At 56.4% G+C, this 14,317-nt stretch carries 11 protein-coding genes, 1 tRNA gene and 2 pseudogenes (1 of these 14 cut by a window edge); all 14 read right to left on the bottom strand.

The features are described 5' to 3' along the window. Window positions 1-143 (bottom strand): annotated as a pseudogene (fusA, locus tag CMG77_RS10510) (elongation factor G) (it extends 1,399 nt beyond the left edge of the window). 73 nt (window positions 144-216) lie between these two features. Next, window positions 217-723, bottom strand: a pseudogene (locus CMG77_RS16215) (GTP-binding protein); the annotation flags it as partial. 97 nt (window positions 724-820) lie between these two features. Beyond that, on the bottom strand, window positions 821-1,291 hold the full coding sequence (rpsG, locus tag CMG77_RS10505) for a 30S ribosomal protein S7 (RefSeq protein ID WP_286904384.1): 471 nt from the start codon (window positions 1,289-1,291) through the stop codon (window positions 821-823). A 147-nt stretch (window positions 1,292-1,438) separates the two neighbouring features. Then, entirely contained in the window at window positions 1,439-1,810 is a 372-nt protein-coding gene (gene rpsL / locus CMG77_RS10500) for a 30S ribosomal protein S12 (RefSeq protein ID WP_024462568.1), read from the bottom strand. A 188-nt stretch (window positions 1,811-1,998) separates the two neighbouring features. Then, window positions 1,999-6,222, bottom strand: coding sequence for a DNA-directed RNA polymerase subunit beta' (gene rpoC / locus CMG77_RS10495; protein ID WP_123639566.1), 4,224 nt, complete (start codon window positions 6,220-6,222; stop codon window positions 1,999-2,001). Between the two features lie 97 nt (window positions 6,223-6,319). Then, window positions 6,320-10,405: a DNA-directed RNA polymerase subunit beta gene (gene rpoB, locus CMG77_RS10490; protein WP_123639567.1), complete on the bottom strand. Its 4,086-nt coding sequence runs from the start codon at window positions 10,403-10,405 to the stop codon at window positions 6,320-6,322. A 242-nt stretch (window positions 10,406-10,647) separates the two neighbouring features. Next, the gene (gene rplL, locus CMG77_RS10485; RefSeq protein ID WP_286806443.1) at window positions 10,648-11,019 is read right to left on the bottom strand and encodes a 50S ribosomal protein L7/L12; all 372 of its coding nucleotides are present in this window, start codon (window positions 11,017-11,019) and stop codon (window positions 10,648-10,650) included. Window positions 11,020-11,079: 60 nt separating this feature from the next. Continuing rightward, window positions 11,080-11,574: a 50S ribosomal protein L10 gene (rplJ, locus tag CMG77_RS10480; RefSeq protein ID WP_024462572.1), complete on the bottom strand. Its 495-nt coding sequence runs from the start codon at window positions 11,572-11,574 to the stop codon at window positions 11,080-11,082. A 264-nt stretch (window positions 11,575-11,838) separates the two neighbouring features. Then, window positions 11,839-12,534, bottom strand: coding sequence for a 50S ribosomal protein L1 (rplA, locus tag CMG77_RS10475; RefSeq protein ID WP_286806444.1), 696 nt, complete (start codon window positions 12,532-12,534; stop codon window positions 11,839-11,841). A gap of 1 nt (window position 12,535) precedes the next feature. Beyond that, the gene (gene rplK, locus CMG77_RS10470) at window positions 12,536-12,967 is read right to left on the bottom strand and encodes a 50S ribosomal protein L11 (RefSeq protein ID WP_123639570.1); all 432 of its coding nucleotides are present in this window, start codon (window positions 12,965-12,967) and stop codon (window positions 12,536-12,538) included. A gap of 176 nt (window positions 12,968-13,143) precedes the next feature. Next, window positions 13,144-13,677, bottom strand: a complete 534-nt coding sequence (nusG, locus tag CMG77_RS10465) for a transcription termination/antitermination protein NusG (protein WP_024462575.1) — start codon at window positions 13,675-13,677, stop codon at window positions 13,144-13,146. Window positions 13,678-13,684: 7 nt separating this feature from the next. After that, a complete protein-coding gene (gene secE, locus CMG77_RS10460; protein WP_024462576.1) occupies window positions 13,685-14,053 on the bottom strand; it encodes a preprotein translocase subunit SecE in 369 nt (122 codons plus the stop codon). A 34-nt stretch (window positions 14,054-14,087) separates the two neighbouring features. Continuing rightward, a tRNA-Trp gene (locus CMG77_RS10455) sits at window positions 14,088-14,163 on the bottom strand. A gap of 58 nt (window positions 14,164-14,221) precedes the next feature. Further along, the coding region (locus CMG77_RS10450) for an EF-Tu C-terminal domain-related protein (RefSeq protein ID WP_286904388.1) at window positions 14,222-14,317 on the bottom strand (96 nt) is incomplete at its 5' end.

Genomic DNA, 14,317 nt, shown 5'->3' with positions numbered 1-14,317 from the left:
CCTTCTTCNAGGTACTTNTCCATCAACTCTTCNTTGGCTTCGGCGGCNGCCTCCATCATGAACTCNCGCATNTCNNCGCACGTNTCNTNCAGGTCNNCCGGAATTTCNNCGTGAGTCGAAGNNCATNCCNAGATCNNCTTCATTCCANANNATNGCCTTCATCTCGATCAGNTCAACAACACCNTTNAANTCTTCTTCNGTGCCGATGGTCATCTGCAGCGGNACNGCNNTNGCACCNAGACGGGTCTTNAGCTGNTCNANTACGCGNNTGAAGTTGGCGCCAGTACGNTCCATNTTGTTNACGAANACCATGCGAGGCACTTCGTACTTGTTGGCCTGACGCCANACNGTCTCGGTCTGCGGCTGAACACCNGANGAGCCACANAGCACCACAACNGCNCCATCNAGAACNCGCANNGANCGCTCTACTTCAATNGTNAANTCNACGTGCCCNGGGGTNTCNATNATGTTGANNCGNTGNTNATCAAACTGCTGNCNCATACCNTNCCANAANCAGGTNGTNGCNGCNGANGTAATNGTNATACCNCGCTCTTGNTCCTGCTCCATCCAGTCCATGGTGGCNGCACCATCNTGNACCTCACCCACNTTGTGAGACAGACCGGTGTAGAACAGAACNCGTTCNGTAGTGGTNGTCTTACCCGCNTCTACGTGGGCGNNGATACCAATGTTNCGGTAGCGTGCGATAGGAGTTTTACGTGCCACGACNGTNTCNCCAATTGCNAATTCATTAAAACGGGAAAAGGCAGCCNCTTGGCTGCCCTCACCCTCTCTANCTATCGGCCCTTTTCAGGCGACGGCCTTAGAANCGATAGTGNGAGAAGGCNTTGTTGGCCTCGGCCATACGGTGAACATCTTCACGCTTACGGACCGCTGCACCTTTGCCTTGGGAGGCATCGATCAACTCACCGGCCAGACGCTGTGGCATGGATTTCTCGCTACGACCGCGAGAGAAATCCACCAACCAACGCATTGCCAGGGCAATACGACGGCTCGGGCGTACTTCAACCGGCACCTGATAGGTGGCACCACCCACGCGGCGGGACTTAACTTCCACCAGCGGTGCAATGTTTTCCAGCGCCTCATCGAACACTTCGATGGGGTCACGATTCAGCTTGGACTCAACCGACTCCAGAGCACCGTACACAATACGCTCGGCCACGGACTTCTTCCCGCTGACCATCACGTGGTTCATAAATTTCGCCAGCGTCACATTGCCGTACTTAGGATCCGGCAGAACTTCGCGCTTGGCGACAACTCTTCTTCTTGGCATCTTAAATAGCCTCTCTTCAGGATTTGTCTAAGACTCCGGTCACTATCCCATCAGGTCAGCNCCGCGCTTAGCCTTACTCGGTTCGCGCCCATGGGGGCGCCGCCGAAAACGCATAACAACCCGGGGAGCCAGATGGCCCGCTCAGGGTTACTTGGGTCGCTTGGTACCGTACTTGGAACGACCCTGCTTACGGTTGTTGACCCCGGAGGTGTCCAGAGAACCGCGCACAGTGTGATAACGCACACCCGGCAAGTCCTTCACTCGGCCACCACGGATCAGAACAACGCTGTGCTCCTGCAAGTTGTGCCCTTCACCACCGATGTAAGAAGACACTTCGAAACCATTGGTCAGGCGCACACGGCAAACCTTACGCAAGGCCGAGTTAGGCTTCTTCGGCGTGGTGGTGTAAACGCGGGTGCAAACGCCGCGCTTCTGAGGGTTGGCTTGCAGAGCGGGAACGTCGCTCTTTTGAACCCTGCGTTTTCTCGGCTTACGAACCAACTGGTTGATCGTTGCCATGAAAATAAACTCCACAAGTATAAAAACGCCTTCCCCTGGAAGGCTTGATTAAAGAGAGCGGTCAAGTCCGCTCCCCACTTTGGAAAAAGTGGGTGGCGCATTGTAATGAGGTCAACCTCCAGCGTCAAGCCAAAGTGTCCCTCAGCGCNTGGCGGGCCCGGCGAAAGCCGACCCGCCACCACTTTCTGTTAGCTGCTGGACTTCAATGCCTCAGTCAGCGCCGCTTCGACATCCTCAGCACTCACGCCCGAATCCGGGGCATTGAGAGCTGTGTCGCGACGGCGCTTACGCTCGGCATGGTAGGCCAGACCGGTACCGGCCGGGATCAGACGACCCACGACCACGTTCTCTTTCAGACCTGCCAGCACGTCTTTCTTGCCAGTGACAGCCGCTTCGGTAAGCACCCGCGTGGTCTCCTGGAACGATGCCGCCGAGATGAACGACTCGGTCGCCAGAGACGCCTTGGTAATACCCAACAACAGACGCTCAAACTGGGCCGGCTGACGATCCTCTGCACGCAGACGCTCGTTTTCTTCCAGAACGGCGCTCAATTCAACCTGCTCACCCTTCACAAAGCTGGAATCGCCCATTTCGGTGATCTCAACCTTGCGCAGCATCTGACGAACGATGGTCTCAACGTGCTTGTCGTTGATTTTCACGCCCTGCAGACGGTAAACATCCTGAATTTCGTTGGTGATGTAGTGAGCCAGAGCCTCAATACCCTGCAGCCGCAGAATATCGTGCGGATTGCTCGGGCCGTCCGAGATCATTTCGCCTTTCTCGACTTTCTCACCTTCAAACACGTTCAACTGGCGATGCTTCGGAATCAGCACCTCGTAATGCGTGGAACCATCCGGCAACGGCTGGCCGTCCGTCGGGGTAATCACCAGACGACGCTTACCTTTGGTTTCCTTGCCGAAGCTGACGGTACCGGAGATTTCCGCCAGAATGGACGGCTCTTTCGGCTTACGGGCTTCGAACAGGTCGGCCACGCGCGGCAGACCACCGGTAATATCCCGGGTCTTGGAACCTTCCTGCGGGATACGGGCAATAACGTCACCCACCTGAATGTCATCGTTATCGGCAATGCTCAGGATCGACTTGGCCGGTAACAGGTAGTGGGCTGGCGCATTGGAGTTGGCTTGAATAAGCTCATTCCCCGCCTCATCCACCAAAGTCACCGCCGGGCGCAGATCTTTACCGGCCGATGGACGCTCCGCTGGATCCAGAACCTCAATGGAACTCAAGCCGGTCAGCTCATCGGTCTGACGACGAACCGACAGACCATCCTCCATTCCGGAGAAGCGCACCTTACCGGCCACTTCGCTCACGATCGGGTGAGTGTGCGGATCCCACTTGGCGATGATCTGTCCACCGTCAACCTGGTCTCCATCCTTGACGGTAATCAGGGCGCCGTAAGGAATCTTGTAACGCTCACGCTCACTGCCGGCAGCATCGGCCACAGCCAGCTCACCGGAACGGGAGACCGCCACCAGGTGACCATCTTTGTTGGTCACGACCTTGACGTTGATCAGACGAACCTTACCTTCCTGCTTCACCTGCACATTGTCGGCGGCGGAAGCCCGGGAGGCCGCGCCACCGATGTGGAAGGTCCGCATGGTCAGCTGGGTACCCGGCTCACCAATGGACTGGGCGGCGATAACCCCCACCGCTTCACCCTGGTTGACACGATGCCCGCGGGCAAGGTCACGGCCGTAGCACATGGAGCAGACGCCGTTGCGCGAGGCACAGGTCACCGGAGAGCGGACAATCACTTCGTCGATACCCATGGCTTCGACGCGCTCAACCCAGGCCTCGTCAATCATGGTACCCGCAGGCACCAAGATTTCGTCGCTTTCGGGACGAATCACGTCGCGAGCCACAATACGACCCAGGATACGGTCGCCGAGTGACTCGATGACGTCACCGCCTTCAATCACCGGCGACATCTTCAGACCTTCATCGGTGCCACAGTCCACGGAGGTGACCACCAGATCCTGGGACACATCCACCAGACGGCGGGTCAGGTAACCGGAGTTGGCGGTTTTCAGAGCCGTATCCGCCAGACCTTTACGAGCACCGTGAGTGGAGATGAAGTACTGCAGTACGTTCAGACCTTCACGGAAGTTGGCGACAATCGGCGTCTCAATAATGGAGCCGTCTGGACGGGCCATCAGGCCACGCATACCGGCCAACTGACGAATCTGCGCCGGGGAACCACGAGCGCCCGAGTCAGCGTACATAAAGACCGAGTTGAAAGAATCCTGTTCCTCTTCCTCGCCTTCTTTATTGGTCACAAACTCTTTACTGATACCTTCCATCATCGACTTGGCTACCAGGTCGTTCGCCCGGGACCAGATATCGATGACTTTGTTGTATTTCTCGCCCGCAGTCACCAGACCGGAGGCAAACTGGGTTTCAATCTCCTTAACTTCTTTTTCCGCACGGCCGATGATGCCGGCCTTCTCTTCCGGAATGGTGAAGTCATTCACACCAATGGAGGCACCGGATTTGGTGGAGAAGTCATAACCCATGTACATCAGGCGGTCAGCGAAGATAACGGTCGCTTTCAGGCCCACCACGCGGTAGCAATAGTTGATCACCGCAGAGATGGCCTTTTTCACCATCGGACGGTTGATCTGCTCGAGCGGAATGCCCTCGGGAGCAATCTCCCACAGCAGCATACGGCCCACCGTGGTATCGACGATGTGGGTTTTCTCTTCGCGCTCACCTTCGGCACCCACCAGGGTTTCCTTCAGCCGCACTTTGATGCGTGCCTGCAGGTCCACCTGTTTGGCATAGTAAGCACGGGACACTTCCGCCACATCAGAGAACACCATACCTTCGCCCTGAGCGTTAATGCGCTCGCGCGTCATCCAGTACAGGCCCAGAACCACGTCCTGAGACGGTACGATGATCGGGTCACCGGAAGCCGGTGACAGGATGTTGTTGGTGGACATCATCAGGGCGCGGGATTCGAGCTGCGCCTCCAGAGTCAACGGTACGTGTACCGCCATCTGGTCACCGTCGAAGTCGGCGTTGTAGGCCGCACAGACCAGCGGGTGCAGCTGAATCGCCTTACCTTCAATCAGAACCGGTTCGAACGCCTGAATACCCAGACGGTGCAGAGTCGGTGCGCGGTTCAGCAGAACCGGGTGCTCGCGAATCACTTCGTCCAGAATGTCCCACACCACGGCCTCTTCACGCTCTACCATTTTCTTGGCGGCTTTGATGGTCGTGGCCAGGCCGCGCAGCTCCAGCTTGCTGAAGATGAACGGCTTGAACAGCTCCAAGGCCATCTTCTTGGGAAGACCACACTGGTGCAGTTTCAGGGTCGGGCCCACAACGATCACCGAACGACCGGAGTAGTCCACACGCTTACCGAGCAGGTTCTGACGGAACCGGCCCTGCTTACCCTTGATCATGTCGGCCAGGGATTTCAGCGGGCGCTTGTTGGAGCCGGTGATGGCGCGGCCGCGACGACCGTTATCCAACAGGGCATCCACGGATTCCTGGAGCATGCGCTTTTCGTTGCGCACGATGATGTCCGGCGCGTTGAGATCCAACAGCCGCTTGAGGCGATTGTTGCGATTGATCACGCGACGATACAGATCGTTCAGATCCGAGGTGGCAAACCGGCCGCCATCCAGCGGAACCAGAGGACGAAGATCCGGCGGCAATACCGGCAGCACTTCCATCACCATCCACTCCGGTTTGTTACCGGAATGAACGAAAGCTTCCAGCAGCTTCAGACGCTTGGAGAACTTCTTGATCTTGGTTTCGCTGTTGGTGTTCGGAATCTCCTCACGCAGACGATTAACTTCCGCTTCCAGATCGATGTCTTTCATCAGGATCTGGATGGCTTCCGCCCCCATCTTCGCTTCGAACTCGTCACCAAACTCTTCCATCGACTCGAAGTACTGCTCATCGGTGAGCAGCTGGCCACGCTCGAGCGTGGTCATACCTGGGTCGGTGACCACGTAGGATTCAAAGTACAGCACCCGCTCGATATCGCGCAGGGTCATGTCCAGCAGCAAGCCGATGCGGCTGGGCAGAGACTTCAGGAACCAGATGTGAGCAACCGGGCTCGCCAGCTCAATGTGGCCCATACGCTCGCGACGCACCTTGGCCAGCGTGACTTCAACGCCACACTTTTCACAGATGATGCCGCGGTGCTTCATGCGCTTGTACTTGCCGCACAGACACTCGTAGTCTTTCACCGGGCCAAAGATCTTGGCACAGAACAGACCTTCACGCTCAGGCTTGAAGGTACGGTAGTTGATGGTTTCGGGCTTTTTAACTTCCCCGAACGACCAGGATCGAATCATTTCCGGCGAAGCCAGGCTGATCCGAATGGAGTCAAATTCTTCGACTTGTCCCTGGGACTTGAGCAAATTCAGTAAGTCTTTCAAGGCGTTTTCTCCAGTAAGCTCTAGTGGGCATCAGTGCGCGGGTTCCGCACAGCGAGGCCGGCAAATCCGGCCCCGCACCTTAAGTGGGTCCAGCGGGCTAGTCGTCTTGCTCCAGCTCCATACTGATCCCGAGCGAGCGAATCTCTTTCACCAACACGTTGAAGGATTCGGGCATACCGGGCTCCATCCGGTGGTCGCCATCCACGATGTTCTTGTACATCTTGGTCCGACCGGCCACATCGTCCGACTTGACGGTCAGCATTTCCTGCAGGGTGTAGGCGGCGCCATAGGCTTCCAGCGCCCAGACCTCCATTTCCCCGAAACGCTGGCCACCGAACTGGGCTTTACCACCCAGCGGCTGCTGAGTGACCAAGCTGTAAGAACCGGTAGAACGCGCGTGCATCTTGTCGTCCACCAGGTGGTTCAGCTTGAGCATGTACATATAGCCCACGGTCACCGGCCGGGTAAACTTGTCGCCGGTACGACCGTCGTACAAGGTGAACTGCCCAGAGTCCGGATAATCCGCCAACTTCAACAGCGCCTTGATTTCATGCTCCTGGGCACCATCGAATACCGGTGTTGCCATCGGCACGCCGCCGGTCAGGTTACGCGCCAGCTCCAGAATTTCTTCATCGCTGAACGATGCCAGATCTTCTTTGGTGAGCGAATCACCGGTTTTGTTGTAGATCTCTTCCAGGAAACCGCGAATATCCTTGACGGCTTTCTGTTGCTTGAGCATCTCGTTGATTTTCACACCGAGGCCCTTGGCCGCCATACCCAGGTGAGTCTCAAGAATCTGACCCACGTTCATACGCGAGGGTACACCCAGCGGGTTGAGCACCACATCCACCGGCTCGCCCTTGTCATCGTAGGGCATATCTTCAACCGGCATGATCACCGAGATAACCCCTTTGTTACCGTGACGACCGGCCATCTTGTCACCCGGCTGGATGCGGCGCTTGATCGCCAGGTACACCTTGACGATTTTCAGTACGCCCGGCGCCAGATCGTCGCCCGTAGACAGCTTGCGCTTCTTGTCTTCAAAGCGATCGTCCAGGATTTTGCGACGCTCGATCAGCTGAGCTTCGGCCGAGTCCAACTGCTCGTTCAGGGCATCTTCCGCCATGCGGATCTTGAACCACTGGTCCTTTTCGAGCTCGTCCAGTTTCTCGTCGGTCAGCACTTCGCCCTTCTTGACGCCTTTACCGGAGGACACTTTCTGTCCCACCAGCGCGGAGCGCAGACGACCGAAGATGGCACGCTCAACGATGCGGTATTCTTCGTTCAGATCCTTACGAACTTCGTCCAGCTGGTCGCGTTCGATTTCCAGACTGCGCTGGTCTTTTTCCAGACCATCGCGGGTGAATACCTGAACATCAATCACGGTACCCTTGGTACTGGCCGGCACACGCAGGGAGGTATCCTTGACGTCGGACGCTTTCTCGCCAAAAATGGCACGCAGCAGCTTTTCTTCCGGTGTCAGCTGGGTTTCACCTTTCGGGGTTACCTTACCGACCAGAATGTCACCGCCGCCCACTTCGGCGCCGATGTAAACAATACCGGAGTCATCCAGTTTGCTCAGAGCGCTTTCGCCCACGTTGGGAATGTCCGAGGTGATTTCCTCGCTACCCAGCTTGGTATCACGGGCGATACAGGTCAGTTCCTGAATGTGGATACTGGTAAAGCGATCTTCCTGTACAACACGCTCAGAAACCAGAATGGAGTCTTCGAAGTTGTAGCCATTCCAGGGCATGAAGGCGATGCGCATGTTCTGACCCAGGGCCAGCTCACCCATATCCACCGACGGACCATCAGCGAGAATGTCGCCACGGGCCACCACATCACCCACGTTCACGATGGAGCGCTGATTGATGCAGGTGTTCTGGTTGGAACGGGTGTATTTGATCAGGTTGTAAATATCGACACCGGCGTCGCCTTCTTCGACTTCGTTGTCGTTTACCTTGATCACGATCTTGCCCGCATCCACGCTGTCGACCACACCGCCGTGACGGGCGACCACACAGACACCGGAGTCCGAAGCCACGTTGCGCTCCATGCCGGTACCCACCAGCGGCTTTTCGGCGCGCAGTGTCGGCACCGCCTGACGCTGCATGTTCGAACCCATCAGGGCGCGGTTGGCATCATCGTGCTCCAGGAACGGAATCAGCGCGGCGGCCACGGACACCACCTGACGCGGAGACACGTCCATCAACTGGACTTCTTCCGGGCTCTTCAGGTTGAATTCGTTCTGGTGACGGACAGAAACCAGTTCCTCACACAGTTTGCCGTTCTTGTCGAGCTTGGCCGAGGCCTGGGCAATGACAAATTCTGACTCATTGATCGCTGACAGGAACTCAATGTCATCGGTCACCTTGCCGTCCACCACCTTGCGGTAGGGGGTTTCAAGGAAACCGTAGCTGTTGGTGCGCGAGTAGGTCGCCAGAGAGTTGATCAGACCAATGTTCGGACCTTCCGGCGTCTCAATCGGGCATACCCGGCCGTAGTGAGTCGGGTGTACGTCACGCACCTCAAAGCCGGCACGCTCTCGGGTCAGACCACCGGGGCCCAAGGCCGAGACGCGACGTTTGTGAGTCACTTCCGACAGCGGGTTGTTCTGGTCCATAAACTGGGACAGCTGGGAGGAGCCAAAGAACTCCTTCACCGCCGCCGCCACCGGTTTGGCATTGATCAGGTCCTGAGGCATCAGGCCTTCGCTCTCCGCCATAGACAGGCGTTCCTTAACGGCCCGCTCTACACGCACCAGGCCTACCCGGAACTGGTTCTCGGCCATTTCACCCACGGACCGCACACGACGGTTCCCCAGGTGATCGATGTCGTCCACGGTGCCCTGACCGTTACGGATCGAAATCAGCGTCTTCAGAACGTCCACGATGTCATCGTTGGACAGAGTGCCTTCACCGGTTTCGTCTTCGCGACCCAGGCGACGGTTGAACTTCATACGACCGACGTAAGAAAGGTCGTAGCGTTCCTGAGTGAAGAACAGGTTCTGGAACAGCGCTTCGGCCGACTCTTTGGTCGGCGGCTCACCGGGGCGCATCATCCGGTAGATTTCCACCAGCGCTTCCAGCTCGGTGCGGGTCGGATCCAGGCGCAGGGTATCGGAGATGAACGGACCGCAGTCCAGTTCGTTGGTGTACAGAGTCTCAATGGTCTCTGCACCCTGCTTTTCCAGAATCGCCAGTACTTCTTCAGTGATCTCGGTATTACACTCGACCAGCAGCTCGCCGGTCTCGTTGTCGATCACATCCCGAGCCAGGGCGCGTCCCAGCAGGTACTCGGGCGGTACGATCATCTCATCAACGCCGGCCTTTTCCAGCTGGCGGATATGACGGGCGGTAATCCGGCGGCCTTCCTCAACCAGAACCTTGCCTTTCTTGTCCTTGATGTCGAAAGTGGCCACGTCACCACGCAGGCGCGACGGCACCACTTTGAACAGGAACTGACCGTCCTTACCCACCTGGAAGGTACTGGTGTCATAAAACATGTCCAGCATTTCCTGGGAGCTGAAGCCCAGCGCGCGCAACAGAATGGTGGCCGGCAACTTACGACGGCGGTCAATACGCACATAAACCAGGTCTTTGGGGTCAAACTCGAAATCCAACCAGGAGCCACGGTAGGGGATTACGCGAGCGGAATACAGCAGCTTACCGGAGGAGTGGGTTTTGCCCTTGTCGTGATCGAAGAAGACACCGGGCGAACGGTGCAGCTGGGATACGATCACGCGCTCAGTACCATTGATGACAAAGGTACCGTTTTCAGTCATCACGGGAATCTCGCCCATGTAGACTTCTTGTTCTTTAATATCCTTGATCGCTTTGTTGGACGAATCGCGATCATAGATCATCAGCCGCACTTTCACGCGCAGCGGCACGGCGTAGGTCACCCCGCGCAGAATACATTCATTAACGTCAAACGCCGCCTTGCCGAGGCTATAGCTCACATACTCAAGCGCCGCGTTGCCGGAATAGCTGACAATGGGGAAAACCGAGCGAAATGCAGCATGCAGACCCATATCGGCCCGCTCTTCGGGGGGGACATCTGCCTGGGCAAATCGTCTGTACGAATCCAGCTGAATTGCCAAAAGGTAAGGAACATCCATAACATGCGGCAATTTGCCGAAGTCCTTACGGATACGTTTTTTCTCAGTGTATGAGTAAGCCATCTGTAATCCCCAGCTTGTTCACGGATCGGGCTGACACCGGGAGAAAGTCTCCACAGGCATCGTTGCTCTACCCTGCACTACCCGGCAAAAACCGTGGTAGGCTAACCATGACGAGGCGCTAAATCAGTGCCTGGTCACTACTTCGGCCGTTACCGACGACCGGAAACGGAAAAAGGCTGGCGGGCAAAAGCCCACCAGCCTCGGTCCAAAAACGCGTTTGGACAGACGAAGCACGAACCCAATTACTTGAGTTCGGCAGAAGCGCCGGCGTCTTCCAGCTTCTTCTTGGCTTCTTCGGCCTCTTCCTTGGAAGCGCCTTCTTTAACCGCCTTCGGTGCGTTCTCAACCATGTCTTTGGCTTCTTTCAGGCCCAGACCGGTGATTTCACGAACCGCTTTAATGACGTTAACTTTCTTCTCGCCAATGCCGGTCAGAACGACGTCAAATTCGGTCTGCTCTTCAGCGGCACCGCCAGCGTCGCCAGCCGGGCCAGCAACAACGGCAGCAGCAGCGCTAACGCCGAACTTCTCTTCCATTGCCTCAACCAGCTCGACAACGTCTCGTACGGACATTTCCGCAATCGCTTCGATAATATCTTCTTTAGTTACAGCCATGATGCTATTCCTACAAAATTGAGCAAGGTGCTCGTGGGTTCAGTTGAAGCGCCGAGTATCTCAGGCCGCTTCCTGTTCTTTCGCGTCGCGAACGGCCGCAATAGTGCGGACCAGTTTGCCAGCAGAAGCTTCTTTCATCACGCTCAGCAGTTTCGCCAGGGCTTCTTCGTAAGTCGGCAGAGTAGCCAACATAGAGAAGTCCACTTGCTCGCCTTCAAAGGCGGCCAGCTTGATCTGCAGCTGATCGTTACTCTTGGCGAACTCCTTGAGGATGCGGGCGCCCGCACCGGGGTGTTCGTTAGAGAAAGCGATCAGGGTAGGACCAACGAAGCTCTCTGTGAGACATTCGTAGTCACTACCGGCGAGCGCGCGACGGGCCAACGTATTGCGAACGACTTTGATCCAAACGCCGTTCTCGCGGGCCTCTTTGCGCAGAGCAGTCATGTCGCTTACGGTAACGCCGCGGGAATCCGCAACTACCGCTGACAGAGCGCTCTTCGCAGCTTCCTGGACTTCTGCGACAATCGCTTTTTTGCCTTCAAGTCCTAATGCCACGGGATTTCTCCTGGGTTTGACAGAGCGGGCCGAGGCCTTCTGTCGTTAACATCCAGTATCAGACCGATAAAGCCTGACACCCTAACTCGGTGATATTCTGTCCTCCGGCAAGCCGGAGCGGGTCCCACCGTCTGCGTAGGCTGCGAGCTGTATTGCTACAGTCTCTGTTATTAAGAACCGACTTAAAAACAGGCGGCTCACCTACGGTCTTTGACAGCCTGCGCCGAGGCGCAGACCCCAAAGCTCGTTGACCTCAAGGGCGCTTTAGATCGCCAGAGAGGATTGATCAATAACCAGGCCCGGACCCATGGTGGTGCTCAAGGCAATCTTCTTGAGGTACACACCTTTGGCGGTAGAGGGCTTGGATTTCTTCAGGTCATTTACCAGGGCTTCCAGGTTTTCTTTCACGGCCTGAGCGTCGAAAGAGATCTTGCCGATGCCGCCGTGAACGATACCGCCCTTCTCAGCGCGGTAGCGAACCTGACCGGCCTTGGCATTCTTGACCGCAGTCGCCACGTCCGGGGTTACCGTACCGGTTTTCGGGTTCGGCATCAGGCCACGGGGGCCAAGGATCTGACCCAACTGACCCACTACGCGCATGGCGTCGGGGCTGGCAACGACCACGTCGAAATCCATCTGACCGGCTTTGACCTTCTCTGCCAGATCTTCCATACCCACGATGTCAGCACCGGCAGCGGTAGCCGCTTCGGCGTTGGCACCCTGGGCGAACACGGCGACGCGTACGTCTTTGCCGGTGCCGTGGGGCAGAGTGGTGGCACCGCGAACGACCTGGTCGGATTTACGCGGATCAACACCCAGATTGATGGAAACGTCAAAGGTTTCCGGGAATTTCACACTGGACAGCTCTTTCAACAGCGCAACAGCTTCTTCAATGCCGTACTGCTTGCTGGCGTCCACTTTCTCGTTGATGGCGCGCTGACGCTTACTCAATTTAGCCATGTTACACGCCCTCCACTTCAAGACCCATGGCACGGGCAGAGCCCGCGATCGTACGCACGGCGGCGTCCATATCGGCAGCGGTCAAATCCGGCTGCTTGGTGGTCGCGATCTCTTCCAGCTGCGCACGAGTGACCTTACCGACTTTATCGGTATTGGGCTTGCCGCTGCCGGATTTGATACCTGCCGCCTTCTTCAGCAGGAATGACGCCGGCGGAGTCTTCATGGTGAAGGTGAAGCTGCGGTCGCTGTAAACGCTGATCACAACCGGGACCGGAGCGCCCGGCTCGACGCCCTGGGTCTGAGCGTTAAACGCCTTACAGAATTCCATGATGTTGACACCGTGCTGACCCAATGCTGGACCAACCGGCGGACTCGGATTTGCCTTACCCGCTGCAACCTGCAGCTTGATATAGGCCGTTACTTTCTTAGCCATAGTATTTACTCCCCAATTTGGGTGTTAGCGCCTCGAGAATGCCTTGGCAGGGTATTCCGTCTTCGGCTCCCCTCTCCGGATAATTTTTTATCCGGAGACACGAAAACCTCCCTTCACTCTTGAGCGAAGAAAGGTAAAAAAATACGGGCCTTCCTGGCTGACGTCTCCGTCAAAGGTCAGGTTTTTTCAACCTGACCGAACTCCAACTCAACCGGCGTAGAGCGACCAAAGATCAGTACCGCAACACGCAGCCGGCTCTTTTCATAGTTGACTTCTTCAACCACTCCGTTGAAGTCATTAAATGGCCCATCAATGACGCGAACCATTTCACCCGGCTCAAAAATCGTTTTCGGCTTGGGCTTTTCAATCGAGTCATCGACTCGCTGAAGAATGGCCTGGGCTTCTTTCTCGGTAATTGGCGCTGGCTGATCAGCCTTACCGCCAATGAACCCCATGACGCGGGGGGTATCTTTCACCAAGTGCCAGGTATCGTCATTCAGTTCCATTTGAACCAGGACGTAACCCGGGAAAAACTTGCGCTCACTTTTGCGCTTTTGGCCGCCACGCATTTCAACAACTTCTTCGGTGGGAACCAGAATCTCACCGAAATAGTCCTGCATGTTGTTGAGATCGACACGCTCCTTCAAAGACGCAGCGACTTTTTTCTCGAAACCGGAATAGGCGTGTACTACATACCAACGTTTAGCCATTTATCACCTACCCAATAATCAGGGATGCAATCCAGCCGAAGAACGTATCCAGCAGCCAGAGAATGATCGACATGACAATCACCACCGCGATCACGATCAGCGTGGTCTGATTGGTTTCCTGTCGGCTCGGCCAAACAACCTTGCGTACTTCGACCATGGATTCACGCAGAAGGCGCCACAAGCCAGCACCTTTCTCCGTCTGCAGAGCAATCAAAATGGCTACCGCAGCAACAACCAGCAAACCCAGCACACGGTACAACAGTGGCTCGGCGGAGAAGTGCGAGTTTCCAACAACCCCAACCGCAATAAGACCAAGCACCAGCAGCCACTTCAGTGGATCCATACGGTACTCTTTCGCTTCGGTTTTTGTATTCATAGGCTTGCAGAAACCTTAGTGCACTCTCGAAAGATGGCAGGCCAGGAGGGACTCGAACCCCCAACAGCCGGTTTTGGAGACCGGTGCTCTACCAATTGAACTACTGGCCTGTAACTTTTGAAGGGAACAGGGGCCAAACACAGCCCCTGCCACAACGTCTTTTAACGCTTACTCGATGATCTTAGCGACCACGCCAGCGCCTACAGTACGGCCGCCTTCACGAACCGCAAAGCGCAGACCTTCTTCCATCGCTACCGGGTGAAT

This window comes from Marinimicrobium sp., from assembly GCF_002695945.1.
Taxonomy (GTDB): Bacteria; Pseudomonadota; Gammaproteobacteria; order Pseudomonadales; family Cellvibrionaceae; genus Marinimicrobium; species Marinimicrobium koreense.
This window is presented reverse-complemented; position numbering and strand designations above follow the sequence as displayed.